The sequence below is a fragment of the Streptomyces sp. Root1310 genome, from assembly GCF_001426425.1.
Taxonomy (GTDB): Bacteria; Actinomycetota; Actinomycetes; order Streptomycetales; family Streptomycetaceae; genus Streptomyces.
Genome location: NZ_LMEQ01000002.1, coordinates 75,570 through 97,505, shown reverse-complemented (window position 1 = coordinate 97,505; position 21,936 = coordinate 75,570). Strand labels below are relative to the sequence as shown.

The 21,936-nt window shown below is 72.0% G+C and carries 18 protein-coding genes; 7 read left to right on the top strand and 11 right to left on the bottom strand.

The window, feature by feature from the left end:
• Positions 1 to 39 precede the first annotated feature (39 nt).
• Positions 40 to 210, bottom strand: coding sequence for a hypothetical protein (locus ASD48_RS44145; RefSeq protein ID WP_157880614.1), 171 nt, complete (start codon positions 208 to 210; stop codon positions 40 to 42).
• 189 nt (positions 211 to 399) lie between these two features.
• Between ASD48_RS44145 and ASD48_RS10100 the strand changes: the two genes are divergently transcribed.
• Entirely contained in the window at positions 400 to 4,800 is a 4,401-nt protein-coding gene (locus ASD48_RS10100; protein WP_057601172.1) for a hypothetical protein, read from the top strand.
• On the opposite strand, the gene ASD48_RS10095 is transcribed toward ASD48_RS10100, so the two are convergent.
• The 3 genes from ASD48_RS10095 to ASD48_RS10085 all read right to left on the bottom strand — a co-directional run bounded on the left by ASD48_RS10095 (position 4,790) and on the right by ASD48_RS10085 (position 6,474).
• Positions 4,790 to 5,458 (bottom strand): DUF5063 domain-containing protein, encoded by a 669-nt coding sequence (locus tag ASD48_RS10095; protein ID WP_057601171.1) that lies wholly within the window; start codon positions 5,456 to 5,458, stop codon positions 4,790 to 4,792. The two genes, ASD48_RS10100 and ASD48_RS10095, sit on opposite strands and share 11 nt — an antisense overlap.
• A complete protein-coding gene (recR, locus tag ASD48_RS10090) occupies positions 5,451 to 6,050 on the bottom strand; it encodes a recombination mediator RecR (protein WP_057601170.1) in 600 nt (199 codons plus the stop codon). The genes ASD48_RS10095 and recR overlap by 8 nt, the downstream gene beginning before the upstream one ends.
• A 79-nt stretch (positions 6,051 to 6,129) precedes the next feature.
• Positions 6,130 to 6,474 carry a YbaB/EbfC family nucleoid-associated protein gene (locus ASD48_RS10085; protein ID WP_028806749.1) on the bottom strand — a complete coding sequence of 115 codons (345 nt, stop codon included), beginning with the start codon at positions 6,472 to 6,474 and terminating at the stop codon, positions 6,130 to 6,132.
• A 301-nt stretch (positions 6,475 to 6,775) separates the two neighbouring features.
• On the opposite strand from ASD48_RS10085, the gene ASD48_RS10080 reads away from it, so the two are divergent.
• A complete protein-coding gene (locus ASD48_RS10080; protein WP_057601169.1) occupies positions 6,776 to 7,528 on the top strand; it encodes an SLATT domain-containing protein in 753 nt (250 codons plus the stop codon).
• Positions 7,529 to 7,768: 240 nt separating this feature from the next.
• On the opposite strand, the gene ASD48_RS10075 is transcribed toward ASD48_RS10080, so the two are convergent.
• From ASD48_RS10075 to ASD48_RS10065, 3 genes are all read right to left on the bottom strand, one after another.
• Complete coding sequence (locus ASD48_RS10075; RefSeq protein WP_057601168.1) at positions 7,769 to 9,667, bottom strand: serine/threonine-protein kinase; 1,899 nt, start codon at positions 9,665 to 9,667, stop codon at positions 7,769 to 7,771.
• A gap of 93 nt (positions 9,668 to 9,760) precedes the next feature.
• Positions 9,761 to 10,219 carry a MarR family transcriptional regulator gene (locus ASD48_RS10070; RefSeq protein WP_057601167.1) on the bottom strand — a complete coding sequence of 153 codons (459 nt, stop codon included), beginning with the start codon at positions 10,217 to 10,219 and terminating at the stop codon, positions 9,761 to 9,763.
• Positions 10,216 to 10,824, bottom strand: a complete 609-nt coding sequence (locus ASD48_RS10065) for a type 1 glutamine amidotransferase family protein (RefSeq protein WP_057601166.1) — start codon at positions 10,822 to 10,824, stop codon at positions 10,216 to 10,218. Before ASD48_RS10065 ends, ASD48_RS10070 begins: the two co-directional genes overlap by 4 nt.
• Positions 10,825 to 11,007: 183 nt before the next feature.
• Between ASD48_RS10065 and ASD48_RS10060 the strand changes: the two genes are divergently transcribed.
• The 4 genes from ASD48_RS10060 (at position 11,008) to ASD48_RS10045 (ending at position 16,520) form a co-directional block, all read left to right on the top strand.
• A complete protein-coding gene (locus tag ASD48_RS10060) occupies positions 11,008 to 12,363 on the top strand; it encodes an aspartate aminotransferase family protein (RefSeq protein WP_057601165.1) in 1,356 nt (451 codons plus the stop codon).
• Between the two features lie 280 nt (positions 12,364 to 12,643).
• On the top strand, positions 12,644 to 13,345 hold the full coding sequence (locus ASD48_RS10055) for a GntR family transcriptional regulator (RefSeq protein ID WP_057601164.1): 702 nt from the start codon (positions 12,644 to 12,646) through the stop codon (positions 13,343 to 13,345).
• Positions 13,342 to 15,810 (top strand): dolichyl-phosphate beta-glucosyltransferase, encoded by a 2,469-nt coding sequence (locus ASD48_RS10050; RefSeq protein WP_057601163.1) that lies wholly within the window; start codon positions 13,342 to 13,344, stop codon positions 15,808 to 15,810. The genes ASD48_RS10055 and ASD48_RS10050 overlap by 4 nt, the downstream gene beginning before the upstream one ends.
• A gap of 59 nt (positions 15,811 to 15,869) precedes the next feature.
• Positions 15,870 to 16,520: a hypothetical protein gene (locus tag ASD48_RS10045; RefSeq protein ID WP_057601162.1), complete on the top strand. Its 651-nt coding sequence runs from the start codon at positions 15,870 to 15,872 to the stop codon at positions 16,518 to 16,520.
• A 20-nt stretch (positions 16,521 to 16,540) separates the two neighbouring features.
• Here the strand turns inward: ASD48_RS10045 and ASD48_RS10040 are convergent, their stop codons facing one another.
• Positions 16,541 to 16,834: a hypothetical protein gene (locus ASD48_RS10040; protein ID WP_057601161.1), complete on the bottom strand. Its 294-nt coding sequence runs from the start codon at positions 16,832 to 16,834 to the stop codon at positions 16,541 to 16,543.
• A 287-nt stretch (positions 16,835 to 17,121) separates the two neighbouring features.
• A complete protein-coding gene (locus ASD48_RS10035) occupies positions 17,122 to 18,405 on the bottom strand; it encodes an adenylosuccinate synthase (RefSeq protein ID WP_057601160.1) in 1,284 nt (427 codons plus the stop codon).
• 206 nt (positions 18,406 to 18,611) lie between these two features.
• Between ASD48_RS10035 and ASD48_RS10030 the strand changes: the two genes are divergently transcribed.
• Positions 18,612 to 19,487, top strand: coding sequence for a diacylglycerol kinase family protein (locus tag ASD48_RS10030; protein ID WP_057601159.1), 876 nt, complete (start codon positions 18,612 to 18,614; stop codon positions 19,485 to 19,487).
• Between the two features lies 1 nt (position 19,488).
• On the opposite strand, the gene eutC is transcribed toward ASD48_RS10030, so the two are convergent.
• Positions 19,489 to 20,322, bottom strand: a complete 834-nt coding sequence (gene eutC, locus ASD48_RS10025) for an ethanolamine ammonia-lyase subunit EutC (protein ID WP_079073702.1) — start codon at positions 20,320 to 20,322, stop codon at positions 19,489 to 19,491.
• Complete coding sequence (locus ASD48_RS10020; protein ID WP_242432564.1) at positions 20,319 to 21,788, bottom strand: ethanolamine ammonia-lyase subunit EutB; 1,470 nt, start codon at positions 21,786 to 21,788, stop codon at positions 20,319 to 20,321. Before ASD48_RS10020 ends, eutC begins: the two co-directional genes overlap by 4 nt.
• Positions 21,789 to 21,936: the final 148 nt, after the last annotated feature.

Sequence of the window (21,936 nt, the reverse complement as noted above, 5' to 3'; positions counted from 1 at the left end):
CTTAGGGGCTCCGTGTCCAGGGTGCTGCGGCGGGGGGACTCAGCGCTTCCCCCGCACCGCCCGGACCACCTCGGCCACGGCCCCCAGGATCCCGGCCCGGTCCTTCGACTCGGCGCCGTGGAGGGCGGAGCGGACGACGAGAACGGCGGCCGCGGCGACGATCAGCAGGGTGAGAACGCTGCAGGCTGCGGCGGCGAGAACCGGGTCCATGGCGATTCCTTCGCAAGGTCGGGTGGTGCGGGTCGGTGACGTCGACGAAGGTGCCGAGGCCCGGTCGGCCGACGGGCGGGCAATCTGCCGGATCGGAGGTTGCCGCCCAGGTCAGGGCGGTACTTTGAGTCCTTCCGAGTCGCACGACTCGGACGACTCGGAGGCACACGCGGTACGAGGACGGGGGCCATGGCGGAAGCGGCCAGGTACGAGGAGCAGTTGGCCCGGCTGGTGAACCTTGCCGGGAAACCCAAGAGCCCGGCGGTCTGTGCGGAGATGCGGAACCTGCTGCCGCGCGGCGCGGAGACCCCGCACCCGAACACCGTCTCGGACTGGGTGGCGTTGCGTACCGTGCCCCGGGACGACGGCCAACTGGAGCTCCTGCTCACGGCGCTGCAGAACCTCGCCCGCGCCCGACAGAACCGGCCTGGCCTGCGCTTCGCTCCGGCCGGCGACTGGCACGCCTGGGCGGGACGCGCCAGAGAGCAGCGCAAGGCGAACGCCAGGCCCTCCGCGCCGCACCGTTCCCCCCTCACGAGCGTGCCGACCTGGCGCAGGAACGTGGCGGGCTCACCCGTCTGGCAGCTGCTCGCCGTGGACAGAGCCGGGGCGTCCGACGCGTTGCTCGACCAGTCACAGCAACTGGCCGATCTGCTGGAGGAGCTGTACGCGGACGCGCGGCACGCCCTCGACGACGACCCCTGGCACGACGAGCACCTGGCCCGCCGGATCTCCCGCCGGACGAATCAGCTGGTGCTCCTTCTGTGGCGCGGCAGGGAGGGCTTCCTCGATCCCGCCGAGGCGGCGTTGATCGCGCTCCTGCCCTTCCTGTACCAGACGCACCGAGCCCGCACGGCGGTGGAGCTGTCCCACATCGACCCGACCGACCTGAGTCACCGGTCCGCGCCGCACCCGGAGCGGCGGATGTACGAGAAACTGCTCCGCGCGCATGAACGGCTCGTACGGCGCGCCGAGTTGGGCGGCCTGGCCGACCGACGGGACGACGGGCGTCCGCTGATCGGCTGGTGGCTCTTCCACCAGTGGGCGGGGCGGCAGCCGGGGCGGCTGACGGACCTTCTCTCAGCCGTGGAGGCGGACGGCTCCGGCCTCGACGACATCGCCGCCGTACTCGCGCCCGACCTCCTCTCCCGACTCCTGCACTGCGCCCACGCGGGCCCGGCGGAGCTCTACGACCGCGCTCGCCCGGACCATCTGCGCGAGGACCCGTTCCCACTCGACTTCCACGGGCAGGACTTCCAGGATGTGCGCGAACGGCTGGTCGGCTCGCTGTTCGCCGTCGCGCACGCCCTGGCGATCGAGGCCACGACGCTGCCCTCGGTGATCGTCCGACACGTCGGCATCCCGGAGGCGCTGGACCCCGGTGCACTCCTGGGCACGCTCGAGAACGCGTCCTGGCTGCCCCGTCGGGACGGGGTCGGCCTCAGGGCAGGCTGCCGGCACCCCGCTGTCGTGGCCGCCCTCGACGAGCACGCCGAACGGGTCGAGTCACTGCTGCGTGCCGTACGCCGGTCCGGCCCGGCCGAGTTCGCCGCGCTGCCGCTGTACACCTGGGCCGACGAGGTACGCGAGGTCGACGAGACGGGCGAGCCGGTGCCGGTCGAAGGGGTCATCCGCTTCCGCCTCGACGAGGAACGCGTCCAGGAACTACTCATGGGAGAGAACCTCTACCGCGACCGCTCCCTCGCCATCCGTGAGCTGTACCAGAACGCCCTGGACGCCTGCCGGTACCGCAGGGCAAGGTCCCGGGCCGCCGATCCGTACAGCGAGTACAAGGGCCGGATCACGTTCACGCAGGGATACGACGAGGTCGAGGGCCGCCACTACCTCGAGTGCCGGGACAACGGCGTGGGCATGGACGAGCTGACCCTGTCGGAGGTGTTCTCACAGGCCGGAGTCCGCTTCACCGACCTTCCGCGCTACCGGGAGGAATCACAGGAGTGGCAGGACAGCGGGGTCGCCCTGCATCCCAACAGCAGGTTCGGGATCGGGGTGCTGAGCTATTTCATGCTGGCCGACGAAGTGCGGGTGACGACCTGCCACATGGACCGGATCGACGGCAGGCTGACGGAACTCGGCGTCCTCATCACCGGGCCCGGACACTACTTCCGGGTACGGCCCACCGGACGCCCCGGGACGATCGGTACGACCGTACGGCTGTATCTGAGGGACGGGGACAAGGCACCCTCCTGCGTGCGGGAGATGCGTCGGTTCCTCGGGATCGCCGAGTTCACGACGACGGCCGCGTACGAGGGACGGCCGCCGGTGACGTGGGAACCAGGGGTCATGCAGACCCGGGAACCCATGGCCTTCCAGCCGAACGGCTTCGCGGCCCACGGAACCACCGCGTCCTGGAAGTCCGGCCCTCAGGGCGAGGACGGCCAGGTCGTCTGGTGCGCGAACGGCGGAGGCGTCCTGGTCGACGGCATCCACGCCGAGCCCAGGGCGAAGCAGGGCATCCTGAGCAGCCCGGACGAGTCGCCCCGGCTGCGCGGCGTCGTGGTCAACCTCGCCGGTGCGACCCGGCCCCTGAACCTCTCCGTGGATCGTGCGGAGATTCTGGACCCCGACCTGCACCGGGTCGTCGAACAGCTGATCAGAAAGGCTCTGCCGACGCTCATCTCCGCCGAACCGCCCATCCTCACCCATGAGTGGCTCAGCAGCGTCGCCAACCACAGCCTGCGGCTCGCGGACATCGTGACGGAGGCGGCCGGGGCCGCGGGATACGCACTGGACATCCGGGGCACGTCGTCGGCGATGTCGGTCGCCGGCTTCTTTCCCGCGGACGCGTCCCTCATCGGCGAGGACGCTCCGTTCGACGGCTACACCAGGGGCGTCGCGGACGGTGCCACCGCGCTCTGGCGGCTGCTCTCCCACCGCCCGCACGCCACGCTGGCCGCGCTCACGGAACTCGTGCCGGAACTGAGCCGCGTGGAGAGTGTGCTTCCGGCGCGCCCTTCGGACTACTTCGCCCGCACGGAGATCCAGCGCGGGGGCCATTGGCAGGAGCGCGGCTGGGTCACCGATCGCGAGCACACGGACCTGACCCACCCGGGCCACGCGCTTCTCCTCGCCGGCATGTGCGGTTGCTCGTACCAGGAGATCCTGGCCCGCATGGCGGTGCTGCGCCTGCCGACTCCACCGGCGCCCGACGGCACGCCCTCGGCCGACGAGATCGACCTCGCGCTCGTCGCCGTCAGCTCCTTCTCCCCCGAGAGAACGGTGCCGCCCGGGCACCTTCTCAAAGCGCACCTCGAGTTCGGCATCAGCATCGACGAGGCGGCCCAGCGGATGCGCATGTACGGCCTCCGCCTCCCGGAACAGGACTCCTCCCCGGGCGACGCGGACGAGCTGACCCTTCGGCTGCTCAGCACGAACCTGAACGGAGAGGCCCCCTGGCTCGACATCGACCGCGACGTGCTTCCGGCACACCTGTACCGGGCCCACACCGCCCTGGGCGTGGGTGTCAGGGAGGCCGTGCGGCGCATCTCGGCGTTCGGTTTCACCGTCACGGGCACGCAAGCGATACCCGACGAGCCCGCCGAGAGCACTGTGCTTCTCTTCCGCGCCCTGGGTGGCTTCCTGACCTACACGAAGTCCGCCTCGGTCCCCCGTGTGCTCGACGCGGCGATCGAGGTCAAGCGTCCCGTGACCGAGGTGGTGCAGACGCTGCGCGCCCATGATCTTCTGGTGGAGATCACTCCCGCCCTCGAACTGCTGCCCCTCGAGGTCTTGGCGGACTCGGCGGCGTGGGGCATGAGCACCACCGACTGGGCGGAGTTCGCCGACGGAACGGTGGCGCCAGGTCTGCTGGCCCGTGTCGCTGCCAGGCGCAGCGGTGGCTCCGTCGAGGACACTGCCCGGTTCTTCGGGGATCTGGGCTTCGACATCTCCCCCGTGCTGCCCCGAACGGTGGCCCATTCGGACGAGACGATCCTCAGCCGCGACATCGACGAACGCACCCCCTGGCTCCGGACGGGCGATCTCGTCCCTCTTCTTCACGTGGTCAGGGCGTCCGTCCACACCGGTGTGCCGACCACGGAAGTGGCCGCGCGGCTCCGCGCCTACGGTCTGGTACCACCGGACATGCCGCTTCCCCCCGCGTCGAGACCGGACGGGAGCTTCAGGGTGGACTCCTACGTCCGCGACCTGAGCGCGGGCTACGACGGCCCGCTGTCCACGAGCGAGTCGGTACCGCTGCACTATCTGCTGTACATCGCGTCCCAGGTGTCGACGGATCCCGGGTCCGTCGCGGATTCACTGGCCGCCTACGGCTTCCGGGTCGACCGCGACCGGTTGAGCCGGCTCGGCGAGGCGGACCGTGTGTTCGTGCAGAACCTGACCATGCAGGGGGTGCACCTGAATCAGCCCCTCACCGACTTCACCGACTTCACCGACATCGTCGGCAGCTCCGGTCTGCCGGCCCGCGAGGTCATCCGGTTGCTCGACCGCCTCGACGTGAACGTCGAAAGCGTCCGCGACGCCGTCCTCGCCGCGCTCCCCTACGTCCCCGGACTCGTCGTCATGGAGCCGGAGGGCACGAATCCCTCCGGTGAGGACGTCAGCCCTTGACCGGTCCTCGTACGCCCAGCTGTCCGCCGATCTCCTTCTCCATGACCCGGCCCGCCTCGAACTCGAGGGTTTCGTCGCCCAGGGGGGACTGGTCGGTGTCGAGGCCGTTCAGTTCCTCGAGGGGCTGGTCCAGGCGGATGTGGGCGAGGACCGAGTGCAGGGCGCGCAGGGTCGCCGAGGCGGTCGAGCCCCAGTTGGAGAAGTAGGAGAACTGCCACCACCACAGGGCCTCCGTGGTGCGGCCGGCGCGGTAGTGGACCATGCCGTGGCGCAGGTCGGCGATGACGTCGGCGAGGTCGTCGGAGATCCGGGCCGGGACGGGCGCCTTGCGGGGCTCGTAGGGGTCGAAGACCTCCGAGTAGACGTCGACCGGCTCCAGGAGGCGGGCGAGGTTCTCGCGGAGTTCGTCGGCGTCCGGCTCGAAGCCCGGGTCGGGCTCGTAGCGCTCGTCGGGGACGATGTCCTCGTGCGCGCCGAGGCGGCCGCCGGCCAGGAGCAGCTGGGAGACCTCAAGGAGGAGGAAGGGGACCGCCAGGCCCGGCTCGTCGCCCTTCGCGACCTCCGTGACGGCTACCAGGAAGCTCTCGACCTGATCCGCGATCTGGACCACGAAATCGTCCGGGTTGTGGTCGGTCGCGTGCAGCGTGGCGTCAGACATCTAGGAGTCGTCTCCCCTCGAAGGCGCGACCGAGGGTCACCTCGTCCGCGTATTCCAGGTCGCCACCCACCGGGAGGCCGCTGGCCAGGCGGGTGACCTTCAGGCCCATGGGCTTGATCATGCGGGCGAGGTACGTGGCCGTCGCCTCGCCCTCCAGGTTCGGGTCGGTGGCCAGGATCAGCTCCGTGACCGTCCCGTCGGCCAACCGCGCGAGAAGTTCTCGTATCCGCAGGTCGTCGGGACCGACACCTTCGATGGGGCTGATCGCGCCGCCCAGGACGTGGTACTTGCCGCGGAACTCACGTGTGCGCTCGACCGCCACGACGTCCTTCGGCTCCTCGACGACGCAGATGACGCTCGGGTCGCGGCGCGGGTCGCGGCAGATGCCGCAGAACTCCTCCTGCGCCACGTTGCCGCAGGTCGCGCAGAAGCGGACCTTCGCCTTGACCTCCATCAGGCACTGCGCGAGCCGCCGTACGTCCGTCGGTTCCGCCTGCAGGATGTGGAAGGCGATCCGCTGCGCGCTCTTGGGACCGACGCCGGGCAGTCGCCCCAGCTCGTCGATGAGGTCCTGGACCACGCCTTCGTACAACGGACTGCCGTCCTTCCTGGGGTTCCTTGCGGTACGTACGGTAGTTGGCCGAGGCCGGTCTTAGAAAGGCGGACCGCTCCTAGAAAGGCAGTCCGGGGATTCCGCTGCCGCCACCCAGTCCCTGGGCCAGCGGACCGAGCTTCTGCTGCTGGAGCGTCTGCGCGTTCTCGTTGGCCGCGTGGACGGCCGCGACGACCAGGTCGGCGAGGGTCTCGGTGTCGTCCGGGTCCACCGCCTTCGGGTCGATCCGCAGGGCGCGCAGCTCACCGGAGCCGGTCACGGTGGCCTGCACCAGGCCGCCGCCCGCCTGTCCGTCGACCTCCGTGTTCGCCAGCTCCTCCTGGGCACGGGCCAGGTCCTGCTGCATCTTCTGGGCCTGCTGGAGCAGCTGCTGCATGTTGGGCTGGCCACCACCGGGAATCACGATCAGCTCCTGTGTCCTACGACTGTCGGGCGTGCCTTCGGGCGGGCTTTTTCCCGCTCGGCACGAGCCTACGTGGTCTGTGCGGGTGTCGCCCCAGCACTCTTTCGAGTGAGTCAGGTGTGAGGCCTATACCTGATCAAGGCCCACTTCCGGGCGTAAAAGAGATGAAACCTTCCTCTTCGCCACCCATTGGGAGGTAGGAAAGGTCCGGCGCAGCAGCATCAGGCGTCACGGGTGTCACGCAACGTGAGCGGTCGGGATCGGTCGGGTTCCATCGGCCGGGATCAGTAGGGAGTGCCGGGTGGGTCAGCAGCCGGAGATGCAGCCCGAGGGTCCGCCTCAGGACGGGCGGAGTGAGGGCGCGGCCGGGCTGCGGCCGGGCGACCTGGCCGGGCGGACGTTTCCGCTCGGGGACTGGGGTGAGCCAGCCGAGCGGCTGGACGAGCTGTACCGGTGGGTGGAGCGCGGGGCGCTGGAGACCGCCGCCTGGTACCTCACCGACCGGGTGTGGAAGCGGCGGGGCGCCCGGGTGCTGCGCACCGGGGCGGCGGCGGGGGCGGTGTGCGCGGCCGCGCTGCCGCTGCTGGACCTCACCCGGGTGCTGGGCGGTGTCGCTCCCTGGGGGTATCTGGCGCTGCTGGTCGCGGTGGCGTGTGCGGCGGTGGACCGGTTCTTCGGAGTGACGTCCGGCTGGATAAGGGACGTGGCCACCGCGCAGGCCGTGCAGCGCCGGCTCCAGGTGCTCCAGTTCGACTGGGCCTCGGAGAGCGTCCGGGAGGTGCTGGGCCCGGCGGAGGGTACGGCGAGCGAGGCCGCGGAGCGGTGTCTGGCGGTGCTGCGGCGGTTCTCGGAGGACGTCTCGGAGCTGGTGCGTACGGAGACGGCGGACTGGATGGTCGAGTTTCGGACCGGACCGGCGCCCATGGGGATGCAGGGGGCGGTCGCCTCCGGCGGGCGGGCGGAGGCGGGCGGGGGCTACGGGCGGTTTCCGATGCCGCCGGGGGCGAACGCCCGGCCGAACATGCCTCGTCAGCGGCCGCCCGAGCCTCGGTGAGGGGGGCTTCGCCACGCCCTTTCGCCCCGTCGCCCCTGACCTTCCCGTCCCCGTCCCCGGGGGCTGTGCCCCCGGACCCCCTGAGGCCCGGACCCCCTGAGGCCCGGACCCCCTGAGGCCCGGACCCCTTGACGCCCAGACCTCCTGAGCGGGGCGGCTGGGCGGCCTCGTCCTCGGTCGCCGGACGGGCTTCACCGGCACAGGCGCATGCCCTCCGGGGTCCGGACGTTCGCGTGACGTTCACCGCCGGGTGTAGGTCAGCTTCTCCCCGGTGCCGGTGTTCACCCGGCGCAGCGTGCCGTCGGCGAGCAGGGTGACCTCGGAGGCGGCGCCCGGGCTGCACGAGGAGAGGGGTTCACCGGCGGTGACCTTGGACGGGCCTATCTTCAACGGGCCTTCGCCGCCCGGCCGTTCGGAGAGGGCGGCGCTGAACTCGCAGTGGTAGCCCTCCCCGTCGGCGACGAGGGCGAGCACCGCGTCGCCCACCTTGCCCTGGGCGAGGGTCAGCCGGCGGGTGTTCGTACCGCTCTCGTTCTCGATGGTGGTGGTCCAGGTGCCGACGTAGGCCGCCGGGACCACGCCGTCCGCCGGGGACGCGGAGGGGGACGCGGACGGGGACGGCGACGCGTCCGGCGCGGGCAGCTCCGAGGCCTTCGCGGAGGAGGACGTCGAGCCGCCGGACGTCGTGGGCGCCGCGTTCGCGGCGGCATCGTCGTCACCGTTCATGTACGCGTACACCGAGCCGCCCGCGGCGATCGCGACCACCAGGGCGACGGCGACGAGCACCGCGGTCGTCCGGCCGCTGCGGCGCGGCGGCTCCTGCGGACCCGCGGGGCCGGCCGGCCCGTACGGGTCGTGCGGGTGGTGCGCGGGAGCGGCGCCGGGGCCCGCGGGGCCGTCCGCGTACGGGTTGTACGACCCCGGTGCCGCGGACCAGGCGGCCGGCTGCTGCTGCGGGTGGCCGTAGGCGGCCGGGGCCTGCTGCGCATGCTGCTGCGGATAGCCGTACACCGGGTGGGCCGGGGCGGCCTGGCCGCCGGGCGGCAGGGGCTGTGCCGGGATGCCGTCGGCGCCCGCGACCAGGGTGGGGCGGCGGTCCGGTGAGGGCGCGTGGCCGCGCGGGCCGGAGTGTTCCGGGAAGGCCTCGGGGGCGGTGGCCGTGTGGTCGAGGAGGGTGGGGCGCGTCCCGTGGCCGGAGGTGGACGGTGCCGCACCCTGCGGGTCCTCCACCTCCAGCAGTCGCACGGCGTGGCGGCCGAGCTGTGCCACGAGGGCGCCGGGCAGCCAGGGGTCGCGGGAGCGGCCGTCGGAGACGGTGTCGTCGACGCCGGTGAGTTCCAGGACGCGGTCGAGGGAGGGGCGGGCGCCCGGGTCCTTGCGCAGACAGCCGCGGACCAGGTCGGCGATGCCCTCGGGGACGCCCGAGAGGTCGGGTTCGTCCTCGGCGATGCGGAACATCAGGGCGTGTGCCGCACTGTCGGCGGAGCCGAAGGGGAGGCTGCCGGTCGCGGCGTAGGTGATCACCGAGCCGAGGCAGAAGACATCGCTGGCGGGCGTGACCGGGTCGCCGCGCAGCTGCTCGGGGGCCATGAAACCGGGCGAGCCGATCACCGCGCCGGTCTGGGTCAGCCGGCTGTCGCCGGTCACGCTCTCCAGCGCCCGCGCAACACCGAAGTCGATGACCCGGGGCCCTTCGATGGTGACCATCACGTTGGACGGCTTGAGGTCACGGTGGACGATCCCGGCCGCGTGGATGTTGGCCAGCGCGTGGGCGAGCCCGGCGGCGAGGATGCGCACCGACCGCTCGGGCAGCGGACCGTGGTCGTGGCTCACGACCTGCTGGAGGCTCGGCCCGGCGACATAGCCCGTGGCGACCCAGGGCACGGCGGCCTCGGTGTCGGCGTCGAGGACGGGCGCGGTCCAGAAGCCGCCGACCCGCTGCGCGTTGCGCACCTCCTGCCGGAACCGCGCCCGGAACTCCTCGCGCGCCGCCAGTTCCCGCCGGACCAGCTTCACCGCGACCGTGCGCCCCCGGTCCGAGCGGGCGAGGTAGACCTGCCCCATGCCGCCCGCGCCCAGCCGCGCGAGCAGCCGGTAGCCGCCGATGCGCTGCGGGTCCCCCGGGCCCAGCTTCTCCATCGCAGCGCCGCCTTTCCCGCACATGTGTGATCGAGACATGTGCAACCCAGCCGAGAATAATCCGGCGGTTCGGGGAGTAGTGCGGTGCGGTGTCTACGGTTGCGTAACAGCGGGCTCCAGGCCGTCCAGCACCTTGGACAGCCGTTCCAGTACATGGACGGCCTCGGCGAGCTCCGCCTGCCCGAACGCCTCCGCCAGCCGGTCGGCGAGGGCCTCGTGCCCGGGGTTGATACGGGCGACCGCGGCCCGCCCCGCCTCGGTGGGCGCGAGCAGCTTGGCGCGCCGGTGGGCCGGGTTGGGCCGGTACTCGGCGAGACCGTGCTCCACCAGCAGGTCGGCGACGCGCTGGACGCTCTGCCGGGTGATGCCCATGGCGCGGGCGATGCCGGACACGGGCAGCGGGTCGCCGAGCACCGCGCCGAGCACCTGCCACCGGGCGGCGGTGAGCCCGGCGGGCCCGGCCAGTTCCTCGGCCACGGTGAGGAACTGGCCGTTCAGCCGGAACACCCCGAGGGCGCTGCGGCTGAGCAGATCCTGCCGTTCCCTGCTCACCGGTCGGCCGTCGCCTTCTCCAGCACCTCGTACGCCGCCGCGTCGGAGTCGTGGAACAGCCGGTACCAGGCGTCCAGCACCTCACCCTCGTAGACGCCGAGCAGCCGGAAGATCTCGCGCGCGAAGGCGACCGGCTCGGTCGGGCCCGCGGTGATCAGGTTCGCGTCGGTGACCGCGTCCGCCTCGACGTACCGGTCGCCGCCCGCGTAGCCGGTCGCCGCCAGGTAGAAGGAGACCGCGCCGGTGTGGTCCCGGTCGTCGAGCAGGCCTTCGCGGGCGAGTCCGGCGGTGGCCCCGCAGATCGCGGCGACGGGCACCCCGGCGTCGAGGAAGGCGCGCGCCGTGCGGGCGAAGGGCGCGAGGTCGTCGGAGGTGTCCCAGAGGTCGGCGCCCGGCAGGATCAGCAGCGAGCTGTCCTCGGGGCGCAGGGTGTCCAGCGTCAGGTCGGGCCGGATCCGCAGTCCGCCGGTGCTGAGCACCGGCTCCCCCGACCCGCCGACCGTCCGGATCTCGTAGCCGTTTCGCGCGAGGTACGCCGTCGCGAACCCCGTCTCCCAGTCGGCGAGCGTGTCGTACACGGCGAGATGCACCGGCTTGCGGCTCATGGCTCCTCCTCGGTGAGCGGGTCCCCGCATCAGCGGGATGACAGCAGACTGTCACTTCGACAGCAGGCTGTCAACACCTGCAACGGGCTCCTCGCACGCCCGACAACCTGTCGCGGAATCGCCCCCTCCACGGAACAGGACGCCGATACCGCTTCCGCATCGCGGACATTTACGCTCACTGACATGACCCCTCAGTCCAGCCCCCAGGCCGGCGCCGCCGTGAAGGCCGCGGACCGCGCGCATGTCTTCCACTCCTGGTCCGCCCAGGAGCTCATCGACCCGCTCGCCGTGGCCGGCGCGGAGGGGTCGTACTTCTGGGACTACGACGGCAAGCGGTACCTCGACCTCACCAGCGGGCTCGTCTACGCCAACATCGGCTACCAGCACCCGAAGGTCGTCGCCGCGATCCAGGAGCAGGCCGCACACCTGACCACCTTCGCGCCCGCCTTCGCCGTCGAGGCCCGTTCGGAGGCGGCCCGGCTGATCGCCGAGCGGACCCCCGGCGACCTGGACAAGATCTTCTTCACCAACGGCGGGGCCGACGCGGTCGAGCACGCCGTGCGCATGGCCCGGCTGCACACCGGGCGCGCCAAGGTGCTGTCCGCCTACCGCTCGTACCACGGCGGCACCCAGCAGGCCGTGAACCTCACCGGCGACCCGCGCCGCTGGGCCTCCGACAGCGCGACGGCCGGGGTCGTCCACTTCTGGGCGCCGTACCTGTACCGCTCCCGCTTCTACGCGGAGACGGAGGAGCAGGAGACCGCGCGGGCGCTGGAGCACCTGGAGACGACGATCGCCTTCGAGGGGCCGGGGACGATCGCCGCGATCATCCTGGAGACCGTCCCGGGCACCGCCGGGATCATGGTCCCGCCGCCCGGCTATCTCGCCGGGGTGCGCCGGCTCTGCGACCAGTACGGGATCGTCTTCGTCCTGGACGAGGTCATGGCCGGGTTCGGTCGCACCGGTGAGTGGTTCGCGGCCGACCTGTTCGACGTGACCCCCGACCTGATGACCTTCGCCAAGGGCGTGAACAGCGGATACGTGCCGCTCGGCGGGGTCGCCATCTCCGGCGCGATCGCGGAGACCTTCGCCAGGCGGCCCTACCCGGGCGGTCTGACGTACTCCGGGCACCCGCTGGCCTGCGCGGCCGCCGTCGCGACGATCAACGTCATGGCGGAGGAAGGCATCGTCGAGAACGCGAAGAACCTGGGCGCCACGGTCGTCGAGCCGGGGCTGCGGGAACTGGCCGAGCGGCACGCGTGCGTCGGCGAGGTGCGCGGGGTCGGCATGTTCTGGGCCCTCGAGCTGGTGAAGAACCGGGGGACCCGCGAGCCGCTCGTGCCGTACAACGCGGCCGGCGAGGCCAACGCGGCCATGGCCGCCTTCGGCGCGGCCGCCAAGAAGGCCGGGGTGTGGCCGTTCGTGAACATGAACCGCACCCACTTCGTGCCGCCGCTCAACGTCTCCGAGTCCGAGATCAAGGAGGGCCTCGCAGCCCTGGACACGGCCCTCTCGGTGGCCGACGAGTACACCGACTAAACCCGGCCGGGGACCGGACGGGGCGCTGGGCGGGTGCCGSACGGGGGCCGGGCCTCGCCCGCAACGGGGCCGGCCCGGGGGCGCCCCAGCCGCCCCCAGGGGCGCGGGGAACTGCGCGACCAGCCCCCACCGACCCGCACCGGACAAAGCACCCGACAACACGCCCGACAGCGCACCAATCGTCCAAGGTCTTGATTTCGTCGAACGCGTAAGGTGGCGTGCTCGTACATACCGACGAGCACGCCGCTTTCCCGCACCTGACGATGGAGACGCCCCGACCATGCCCGGCAGCACCGGCAACGGAGCCGTGACGCGCAGCACCCTGCGACAGCAGATCGCCGACGCGCTGCGCGACGAGGTGCTGGGGGGACGGCTCCAGCCGGGCCAGGAGTTCACCGTCAAGGAGATCGCCGAGCAGTACGGCGTCTCCGCGACCCCCGTCCGCGAGGCCCTCGTCGACCTCTCCGCGCAGGGCCTCCTGGAGGCCGACCAGCACCGGGGCTTCCGGGTCCACGAGTACTCCGTCGCGGACTTCCGGGGCATGATCGAGGCGCGCAGCCTGATCATCGAGGGCATGTTCCTCGCCCTGGACGAGGGCCGTCAGCGCCACCACGACTACGAGGACCCGCGGACCGCCGCCGCGATAGCGGGTGTGCGCCGCCGCGGCGAGGAGGCGCAGCGGGCCGCGGCCGCCGGTGACCTCACCGTCCTGATCGGCTACGACCTGCGCTTCTGGCGCGAGCTGAGCGCCCTGTTCGGCAACCCCTATCTCACCGACTTCCTGCACCGGCTGCGGCTCCAGTCCTGGGTGTGCACGGTGCAGCACCTGCGCCGGCCGACCGATCTGCGCGGCCACCTGTGGTCCGGCCACACCGAACTGGTCGACGCCCTGTACGACCGCGACACCGCCACCGCCCGGGCGATGCTCGCCGCGTACAACGACGACTCCATCGCCCTGATCGAGCGACTGGCGGCGGAATGAGCAGGGCGCAAGCCCCCGGCAAGCCCGCTCCCGCGCACCGCACCGCGTCCGTCGAACTCTCCGTCGTCATCCCCGCCTTCAACGAGGAGCGCCGGCTCGGCGCGACCCTGGACGCCGTCACCCGCTACCTCGACGCGACCGGGAGCCACTGGCGCACCTGGGAGATCCTGGTCGCCGACGACGGTTCCACCGACGCCACCCGTGAGCTCGTCACCGTCCGCCGCGACCCACGGGTGAAGCTCGTCGCGGGTTCCGGCAACCGGGGCAAGGGCCACGCCCTGCGCCGCGGTGTCGCCGCCGGCCGGGGCCGCCAGGTGCTGGTGATGGACGCCGATCTCGCCACTCCCGTCGAGGAGTTGGAGCGCCTGGAGAAGGCGCTCGCGGACGGCAACGCGGCGGCGATCGGTTCGCGGGCCGTACCCGGCGCGACCCTCGGCGACCGCCAGCACCGGCTACGCGAACTCGCCGGCCGGGCGGGCAACCTGCTCATACGCCGGACGACCCTGCGCGGGACGCGCGACACCCAGTGCGGGTTCAAGCTGTTCGACGGCGACAAGGCCCGTGCCGCCTTCGCCGCCTCCCGCCTCGACGGCTGGGCCATCGACGTGGAGGTGCTGCGCCACTTCCAGCGGGTCGGCTGGCCGGTCGCCGAGGTGCCTGTGCACTGGTCGCACCAGCCCGGCTCGAAGGTCCGTCCGGCGGACTACCTCCGGGTCCTGCGCGACCTGGTCCGGCTCCGGATCCCGGTGCCGGGACCGGCGGACGTGGTCGCCGTCCTGCTGTTCCTCGCGATGGCGGTGGCCCTCTACTCCGGCCGCGTCCTCGAACCGGCCCACCGCTATCTCACCGACTCCCTCCAGGACCAGAACCAGTGGGAGTGGTTCTTCGCGGTGAGCGCCGACAACATCGCCCACCTGCGCAATCCCCTCTTCACCGGCCTCCAGGGCGCCCCGGACGGCGTGAACCTGATGGCCAACACGACGATGCTGGGCCTGTCCGTCCCGCTCACGCCCGTCACACTGCTGTCCGGCCCGGCGGTCACGCTGAGCCTGGTGATGACGCTGGGCCTGGCCGCGACGGCCGTCGCCTGGTACCGGCTGATCGTGAAACGGCTCGTCCGCCAGCGGGCGGCCGCCTTCGCCGGAGCCGCGCTGGCCACGTTCGCGCCGCCCATGATCAGCCACGCCAACGCGCACCCGAACTTCGTCGTGCTGTTCATGATCCCGCCGATCATCGAGCGCTCGCTGCGGCTCACGGCCGGTGAGCGGGTCACCCGCAACGCGGTCGTCCTCGGCCTGATGGCGGCCTACCAGTTCTTCCTCGGCGAGGAGCCGCTGCTGCTCGCCACGATGGGCATGCTGCTCTTCGCGGTCGCCTACGCGGCCGTACGCCCCGACGTCGCGCGGAAGGCCCTGCGGCCGCTCCTGAACGGGCTGGCGGTCGCCGCCGCAGTCTGTCTCCCGCTCGTCGTGTACCCGCTGGCCTGGCAGTTCTCCGGCCCGCAGAGCTACACCGGCATCGATCACGGCACGGGGCCCGGCGTCGCCAACTCCGTCCGGGCACTGCTCTCCTTCGCCGGGCGTTCCCTGATCGCCGGCGACGCCCACCGCGCCGACGCCCTCTCCCTGAACCCGACCGAGCAGAACGCCTTCTACGGCTGGCCGCTGGTGCTGCTCGTGTTCGCGATCGCGGTGGGGCTGCGGCGGCGGCCTGAGGTCAAGGCGCTGGCCGCCACGGCGGCGGCCGCGGCCGTGCTGTCCCTCGGCTCGCGCATCCCCCTCCCGCTCACCGACACCACCGTCCCCGGCCCCTGGGCCCCGCTCGCCGGCCTGCCGCTCTTCGATTCGGTCATCGAGAGCCGGGTGGCGCTGGTCTGCGCCCCGCCGCTGGGCATGCTGCTCGCCCTGGCGGTCGGCCACCTCGCCCGGGCCCGCCGGCTGGGCACGCAGTACGCCGGTCTGCTCGCCGTCTGCCTCGCCCTGCTCCCCCTCGTCCCGGCCCCGCTGAGGTCCGAGCCGCGCGCCGAGGTGCCCGCGTTCTTCACCGACGGCACCTGGAAGAGCTACGTCCGGGGCGACGAGACGCTGGTCCCGGTGCCGCTCGCGGAACCCGAGGACGCCGAGGCGCTGCACTGGCAGACGGCGGCCGGACTCGGTTTCCGGATGCCCGGCGGCTACTTCAACGGACCGTACGGCGACGGCGACCGCACCGGTGTCTACGGCGTCCCGCTGCGCTTCACGGCGAGTCTGCTGCGGGACGTGCGCTACACGGGCGTCGTCCCGGTGATCGACGCACGGGCGCGGGCCGAGACCCGCGAGGACCTCGCGTACTGGAGGGCGGGCGCGCTGGTGCTGGCCCCGCAGCCGCACGAGGACCGACTGCGTGAGACGGTGGACAAGCTGGTCGGCCGGCCGGGTAGGCGGGTGGCCGGAGTGTGGGTATGGGATCTGCACAAGGGGAGCTGATGCGGGTCGCACCGACTAGTCTTCCCTGACCGGTCAACGTACTGAGTGAGGAGCACTCTTTGGCCTGTGACCTGTGGCTGGTGCCACTCGTCGACGTGTTGTGCCACACCCCCGACAACCCCTTCGCCGACGAACTCGCCCAGTACAACAAGGTGCTGGCCGAGGCGGGTCTGCCGCCCGTGCCGGTGTACCAGTACATGCCGGGGCTGTCCGGCGAGGTCGCCCCGGTGGCCGGCTTCGACTACGACGCCCTGCACTTCCTGCGCCGCGCCTACCTCCTCCAGGTGTGCGGGCTGCCGGTGACTCCCGTGGACGAGCTGGGCGGCGACTACGAACAGCTCCTGGAGATGTTCGAGGCGACGGCCCAGCAGTCGCACCTGGTCTGGCACTACGACCACGCGGGCGCGTACGTTCCCGTCGACTTCCCGCAGCCCCTGTCCAACGACGAACTCCTCGCGGGCGGCGGGCCCCTGGGTTCCGCGCAGTCGCTGCTGCGGGAGCTGGAGTTCGTGGCCCCGTCGATCGGCATCGATCCGGCCAATCCGCCGTTGGCTCCGCAACCGCCCGCCGGGCCGACGGAGTTGGAGGAGCCCGCCGTTCCGGCGCCGTACGACTCCAGCCCCTTCGCGCGCGAGCGGCACGTCTGGCTAGGGCTGCACGCGGCGGCGACGCGGAGTCTGGCGCAGGGGTCGATGATCGTCTTCAGCTGACCGGCCGGCCGGGGGGACGGTCAACGGCCGAGCTGGGAGAGGCCCTTCTGCACGTCCTCCCTGTTCATCACCGGGGTGTAGGAGATCTCGGCCCCGAGGGTGAGGAAGAACGGCTCGCTGAGCACGGGCATCTGCGCGCTCTCCTCCATGTCGAAGAACAGGAAGGCGGTGCGCTTGCCGTGGTCGGTGGTGAAGTAGGCAGCCTCGGGCTTGAGCTGCGCCATGGACTCCTCGATCAGCTTCCCGAGGGTGCCGTTGCGGATGGCCTCGTTCGCCTTCTCGGTGTCCATGGACGCCTTCAGCATCATGCGCATCGCAGTCACTTCCTTCTGGTCGACGCACACGCCTGACCACCCCAGGATATGCCCGTATGCGGCATTTCTCCCTAGGTGCGGGACGGGCCGGCCGGCGCCGGAAGACGGCCGTGCCGGCCTGCGTCGGCTTCCAGTTGGCGGCAGCCACGTGCTTCCGCCGGTCACGGACGTGACCGCGTCGCCGGGTACGGACGTGACCGCGTCGCCGGCCACGGCTGGGACCGCGCACAGGCATGGGCCGGTCGTGGATGTCCAGGACCGGCCCATGCCGAGGTACCGCCGTGCTACTACAGGAACGAGTTGATCTCGATCGTCTCGTCCCGGCCCGGGCCCACGCCGATCGCGGAGATCGGGGCGCCGGACATCTCCTCCAGCGCCTTGACGTACGCCTGGGCGTTCTGCGGCAGGTCGGAGAAGGACTTCGCCTTGGTGATGTCCTCGGACCAGCCGGGCAGGGTCTCGTAGATCGGCTTCGCGTGGTGGAAGTCGCTCTGCGAGTACGGGAGTTCCTCGACGCGCTTGCCGTCGATCTCGTACGCCACGCAGACCGGGATCTGCTCCCAGCCGGTCAGGACGTCGAGCTTCGTCAGGAAGAAGTCCGTCAGGCCGTTCACGCGGGTCGCGTAGCGGGCGATGACCGCGTCGAACCAGCCGCAGCGGCGGTCACGACCGGTCGTCACGCCCCGCTCGCCACCGATGCGGCGCAGCGCCTCGCCGTCCTCGTCGAACAGTTCGGTCGGGAACGGGCCCGAGCCGACGCGGGTCGTGTAGGCCTTCAGGATGCCGATGACCCGGCTGATCTTCGTCGGGCCCACGCCCGCGCCCGTGCAGGCGCCGCCCGCGGTCGGGTTCGACGAGGTGACGAAGGGGTACGTGCCGTGGTCGATGTCGAGGAGCGTGCCCTGACCGCCCTCGAAGAGGACGACCTTGTCCGCCTCGAGCGCCTGGTTGAGCAGCAGGACCGTGTCGGTGACGTACGGAGCGAGCTTCTCCGCGTAGCCGAGCAGTTCCTCGACGACCTGGTCGACCGCGATCGCGCGGCGGTTGTACAGCTTGGTGAGCAGCTGGTTCTTGCCGTCGAGCGCGGCCTCGACCTTCTGGGTCAGGATCGACTCGTCGTAGAGGTCCTGGACCCGGATGCCGACCCGGTTGATCTTGTCGGCGTAGGTCGGGCCGATGCCGCGCCCGGTGGTGCCGATCTTGCGCTTTCCGAGGAAGCGTTCCGTCACCTTGTCGACAGTGACGTTGTACGGGGTGATGATGTGCGCGTTGCCGCTGATCAGCAGCTTCGACGTGTCGACGCCGCGCTCGTTCAGACCGCTCAGCTCGGAGAGCAGGACCGACGGGTCGACAACGACACCGTTACCGATGACCGGCGTACAGCCGGGTGACAGAATTCCCGAAGGGAGCAGGTGGAGTGCGTACTTCTGGTCGCCCACGACGACCGTGTGGCCGGCGTTGTTGCCGCCCTGGTAACGCACTACGTAATCCACCGAGCCACCGAGAAGGTCGGTGGCCTTTCCCTTGCCTTCGTCACCCCACTGAGCACCGAGCAGCACAAGTGCGGGCACGCGCGTACACCCCTTCCGGGTGGGGCATGTCCAAGGCCAGGGGCGTACGCGGTGGCTCTTTCCACCGCGTGCACCACGTGCACCGCGACCGTCGTCGGTCGCCGCTTGTCGGACCCGGATGCCCCGGAATAGACCAAGCCCCTGGCGCAATAGCGCAAGGGGCTCTTGCACAAAGATGCTACCCGAGGAAGCGAGGCAGGACCGAGGTGGCGACTTTCGCGACGTCCGATCAGCTGCTGGTGATCATCGATCCGGTCGCCCGGCGCTGGGACGGGGAGTCCGTACGCATCGCGAAAGACGTGCTCAGCGCGGGTGCGGCGAGTACCAAGGTGTGCCTCCCCGAGGACCAGGAGGAGTTCGCCCGGGTGCTGGCCCGGCGGGGCTCGCGGCGGCCGGTGGTCGTCGGCGACGACCGCGCGCTGATGCGGGCGGTGGCCCTGCTGCACCGGCAGCGGGCCCTGGCCGAAACCGTGCTGTCGGTGGTGCCGGTGGGCGCCGGTCTGGGCGTCTCGCACGCCCTGGGGGTGCCCACGGGTGCGGTGGCGGCGGCCCGGGCCGTCCTGGACGGCGCAGAGCGGCGTCTGGACGTACTGGTGGACGACAGCGACGGGGTGGTGCTGGGCGCGCTGCGGATCCCGCCGGTGCCGCTCGCCCCGCAGCCGGAGCCGACCGTGGCGGAGGCCGGGCTCGCGCAGGGCGGCGGCCACCCCTGGCTGCGGAGCTACCAGTCGCTCTTCCGGACACTGGTGCCGTCCCGGCCCTCGCGGCTCTCCGCCGCCCCGGCCACGCCCGGCCCGGCGCGGCTGCGGATCGAGGTCGACGGGGTGACCCTGGTCGACCTCGACCAGCCGGTGGAGGCGGTGTCGGTCACCCCGGGACCCTCCGGCACGGCGGTCGTGCGGGTACGGCCGCTGTCCCTGGGCGCCGTGGCGGTGCCCCTGGAGGCCCGGGGCCGGACGGTGACCGTCTCGGGCGCGGACTTCCGCTACCGGGCGGACGCGGCCGTCGCGGGGCCGGTACGCGTGCGCACCTGGACGGTGCGCGAGGGGGCGCTGGGACTGATGCTGCCGGGGTCGGCCTGAGTCACTCCCCGGTCTCGCTGCCCCCGGTCTCGCCGTCCCCGGTCTCGCTGTCCACGGTCTCGCCGTGCGGGGGCAGAGCGCCCGTGGTGTCGTCCTTCAGGGCCACCCCCGACCGCCCCAGCTCTCGCGCCCTCGCCAGCAGCGCGGCCAGCTTTTTCGCCGCCGTCCCGTAGGGCAGGCCCAGCGGCGGGCGGATGTTGGACAGGCAGTTGCGGTCGGCGTCCGTCGTGACGCCCGGCACGGGCCGGTGGGTCAGGTACGCGCCCAGCGAGTCCGCCGCCGACATGCCGGGGCGTTCGCCGACGAGGACCACCACGGCCGTGGCGCCCATGGCGTGCGCGATGTCGTCGCCGAGGGCGACCCGGGCCTGCTCGGCGAGCACGACGGGCGCCACCCGGGTGCCGTCCGGCAGCAGTTCGGCCGTCGCCCGGATCACCGCCGCCGCGTGGGCGTGCACCGCCCGGCTGGAGAGCCCGTCGGCGACCACGAAGACGACGTCCCACCCGTCCGCCGGCAGATGGGCCCGGTCGATGGAGTGGAGGCGACGGCCCAGGTCGGGGCGCTGGAGGTAGGTGCGGCGGTCGGGGGCGGCGCTGCGGACCCGGATCACCGGCGTGCCGGTCAGCCGCGCGGCCACCGCGTCCGGGTCGAACGGCGCGTGCACCGCGTCCCGGGCCGCGGCGTGCGCGGCCTGGAGCTCCAGGCGGTGCCGGGTGGGCAGGGCGGAACCGGCCCGGCCCAGGCCGATGCGGGCCTGGGTGCGCAGGCGCAGGGACGCCCACGGCTCGCCCTGGCCGTCGGTGATCCGGTGGTCGTCGACCTGGCTGACGGTCATGCGGCGAGCTCCCGTCCGGTGGCGCGTCCGGTGGTCCCGGTGGCGGCGGTTTCGGTGGCGGCGGTTTCGGTGGCGGCGGCCCCGGTGGCGGCGATCTCCGTCAGCGGGTGGGCCGTCGCGGACACCTCGCGGATGCCGCCGCGCGGGTCCAGCAGCCCGACGGAATCCAGCCATGCCTCGAACTCCGGTGCCGGGCGCAGTCCCAGCACCTCCCGCAGGTACAACGCGTCGTGGTACGAGGCCGACTGGTAGTTGAGCATGATGTCGTCGCCGCCCGGGGTGCAGATCACGAAGGAGGCCCCGGCCACGCCGAGCATCGTCAGCATCGTGGCGATGTCGTCGTCATCGGCGTCGGCGTGGTTGGTGTAGCAGATGTCGAGGCCCATGGGCAGGCCGAGCAGCTTGCCGCAGAAGTGGTCCTCGAGGGCGGCGCGCAGGATCTGCCGGCCGTCGTAGAGGTACTCCGGGCCGATGAAGCCGACGACCGTGTTCACCAGCAGCGGGTCGTAGCGGCGGGCGACCGCGTACGCCCGCGCCTCGACCGTCTGCTGGTCGACCCCGTGGTGCGCGCCGGCGGAGAGGGCGCTGCCCTGCCCGGTCTCGAAGTACATGACGTTCCGGCCGACGGTCCCGCGCTCCAGCGCCAGCGCCGCCTCGTACGCCTGGTCGAGCAGGCCGAGGGTGACCCCGAAGGAGGCGTTCGCGGCCTGGGTGCCGGCGATGGACTGGAAGACGAGGTCGACGGGTGCGCCCCGCTCCATCAGGTCCACGCTGGTGGTGACGTGGCACAGCACGCAGGACTGGGTGGGGATCGCGTAGCGCCCGATCACCCCGTCGAGCAGTTCCAGCAGGTCCCGTACGGCCTGCGGACTGTCGGTGGCCGGGTTCACGCCGATCACCGCGTCGCCGGAGCCCAGCAGGAGGCCGTCGAGGAGCGCCGCCGCAACGCCCGCCGGGTCGTCGGTCGGATGGTTGGGCTGGAGCCGGGTGGCCAGTCGGCCCGGCAGCCCGATGGTCGAGCGGAACGCGGTCACCACCCGCACCTTCCGCGCCACCGCCACCAGATCCGCGTTCCCCATGAGCTTGGAGACGGCGGCCGCCATCTCCGGGGTGAGTCCCGGCGCCAGCGCGGCCAGCGTCACCGCGTCCGCGGCCTCGGACAGCAGCCACTCCCGCAGCTCCCCGACGGTCAGCGACGCCACCGGCGCGAAGGCGGCCGGGTCGTGGGTGTCGAGGATGAGCCGGGTGACGTCGTCGTCCTCGTAGGGGATCAGGGGCCGGGTCAGGAAGTCCGCCAGCGGCACCTCCGCCAGCGCCCAGCGCGCCGCGACCCGCTGCCGGGCGTCCCGCGCCGCGAGACCGGCCAGGCGGTCGCCGGAGCGTTCGGGGCTCGCGGCGGCGAGCAGCCGCGCGAGCGAGTCGAAGCGGTACCGCTCGCCGCCGAGGGTGGAGGTGTAGTCGCTCATGGCGGCGACCGTACGAGGCGCGTGTTGCGACCAGATTTCTAAAGGTCTGGTTGACAAGCATTTAACGTCCCGACACCCTTGACCGACTCATTCGGGCTACAGAGTTCCGGTCCAGCACACCAGTGGACGACCAGGAGAGGGGCCACCC

Coding starts and splice junctions, on each gene's coding strand:
- ASD48_RS44145 (WP_157880614.1), bottom strand. CDS start 210: ATGGACCCGGTTCTCGCCGCCGCAGCCTGCAGCGTTCTCACCCTGCTG.
- ASD48_RS10100 (WP_057601172.1), top strand. CDS start 400: ATGGCGGAAGCGGCCAGGTACGAGGAGCAGTTGGCCCGGCTGGTGAAC.
- ASD48_RS10095 (WP_057601171.1), bottom strand. CDS start 5,458: ATGTCTGACGCCACGCTGCACGCGACCGACCACAACCCGGACGATTTC.
- ASD48_RS10075 (WP_057601168.1), bottom strand. CDS start 9,667: ATGGAGAAGCTGGGCCCGGGGGACCCGCAGCGCATCGGCGGCTACCGG.
- ASD48_RS10065 (WP_057601166.1), bottom strand. CDS start 10,824: ATGAGCCGCAAGCCGGTGCATCTCGCCGTGTACGACACGCTCGCCGAC.
- ASD48_RS10060 (WP_057601165.1), top strand. CDS start 11,008: ATGACCCCTCAGTCCAGCCCCCAGGCCGGCGCCGCCGTGAAGGCCGCG.
- ASD48_RS10055 (WP_057601164.1), top strand. CDS start 12,644: ATGCCCGGCAGCACCGGCAACGGAGCCGTGACGCGCAGCACCCTGCGA.
- ASD48_RS10050 (WP_057601163.1), top strand. CDS start 13,342: ATGAGCAGGGCGCAAGCCCCCGGCAAGCCCGCTCCCGCGCACCGCACC.
- ASD48_RS10040 (WP_057601161.1), bottom strand. CDS start 16,834: ATGCGCATGATGCTGAAGGCGTCCATGGACACCGAGAAGGCGAACGAG.
- eutC (WP_079073702.1), bottom strand. CDS start 20,322: ATGACCGTCAGCCAGGTCGACGACCACCGGATCACCGACGGCCAGGGC.
- ASD48_RS10020 (WP_242432564.1), bottom strand. CDS start 21,788: ATGAGCGACTACACCTCCACCCTCGGCGGCGAGCGGTACCGCTTCGAC.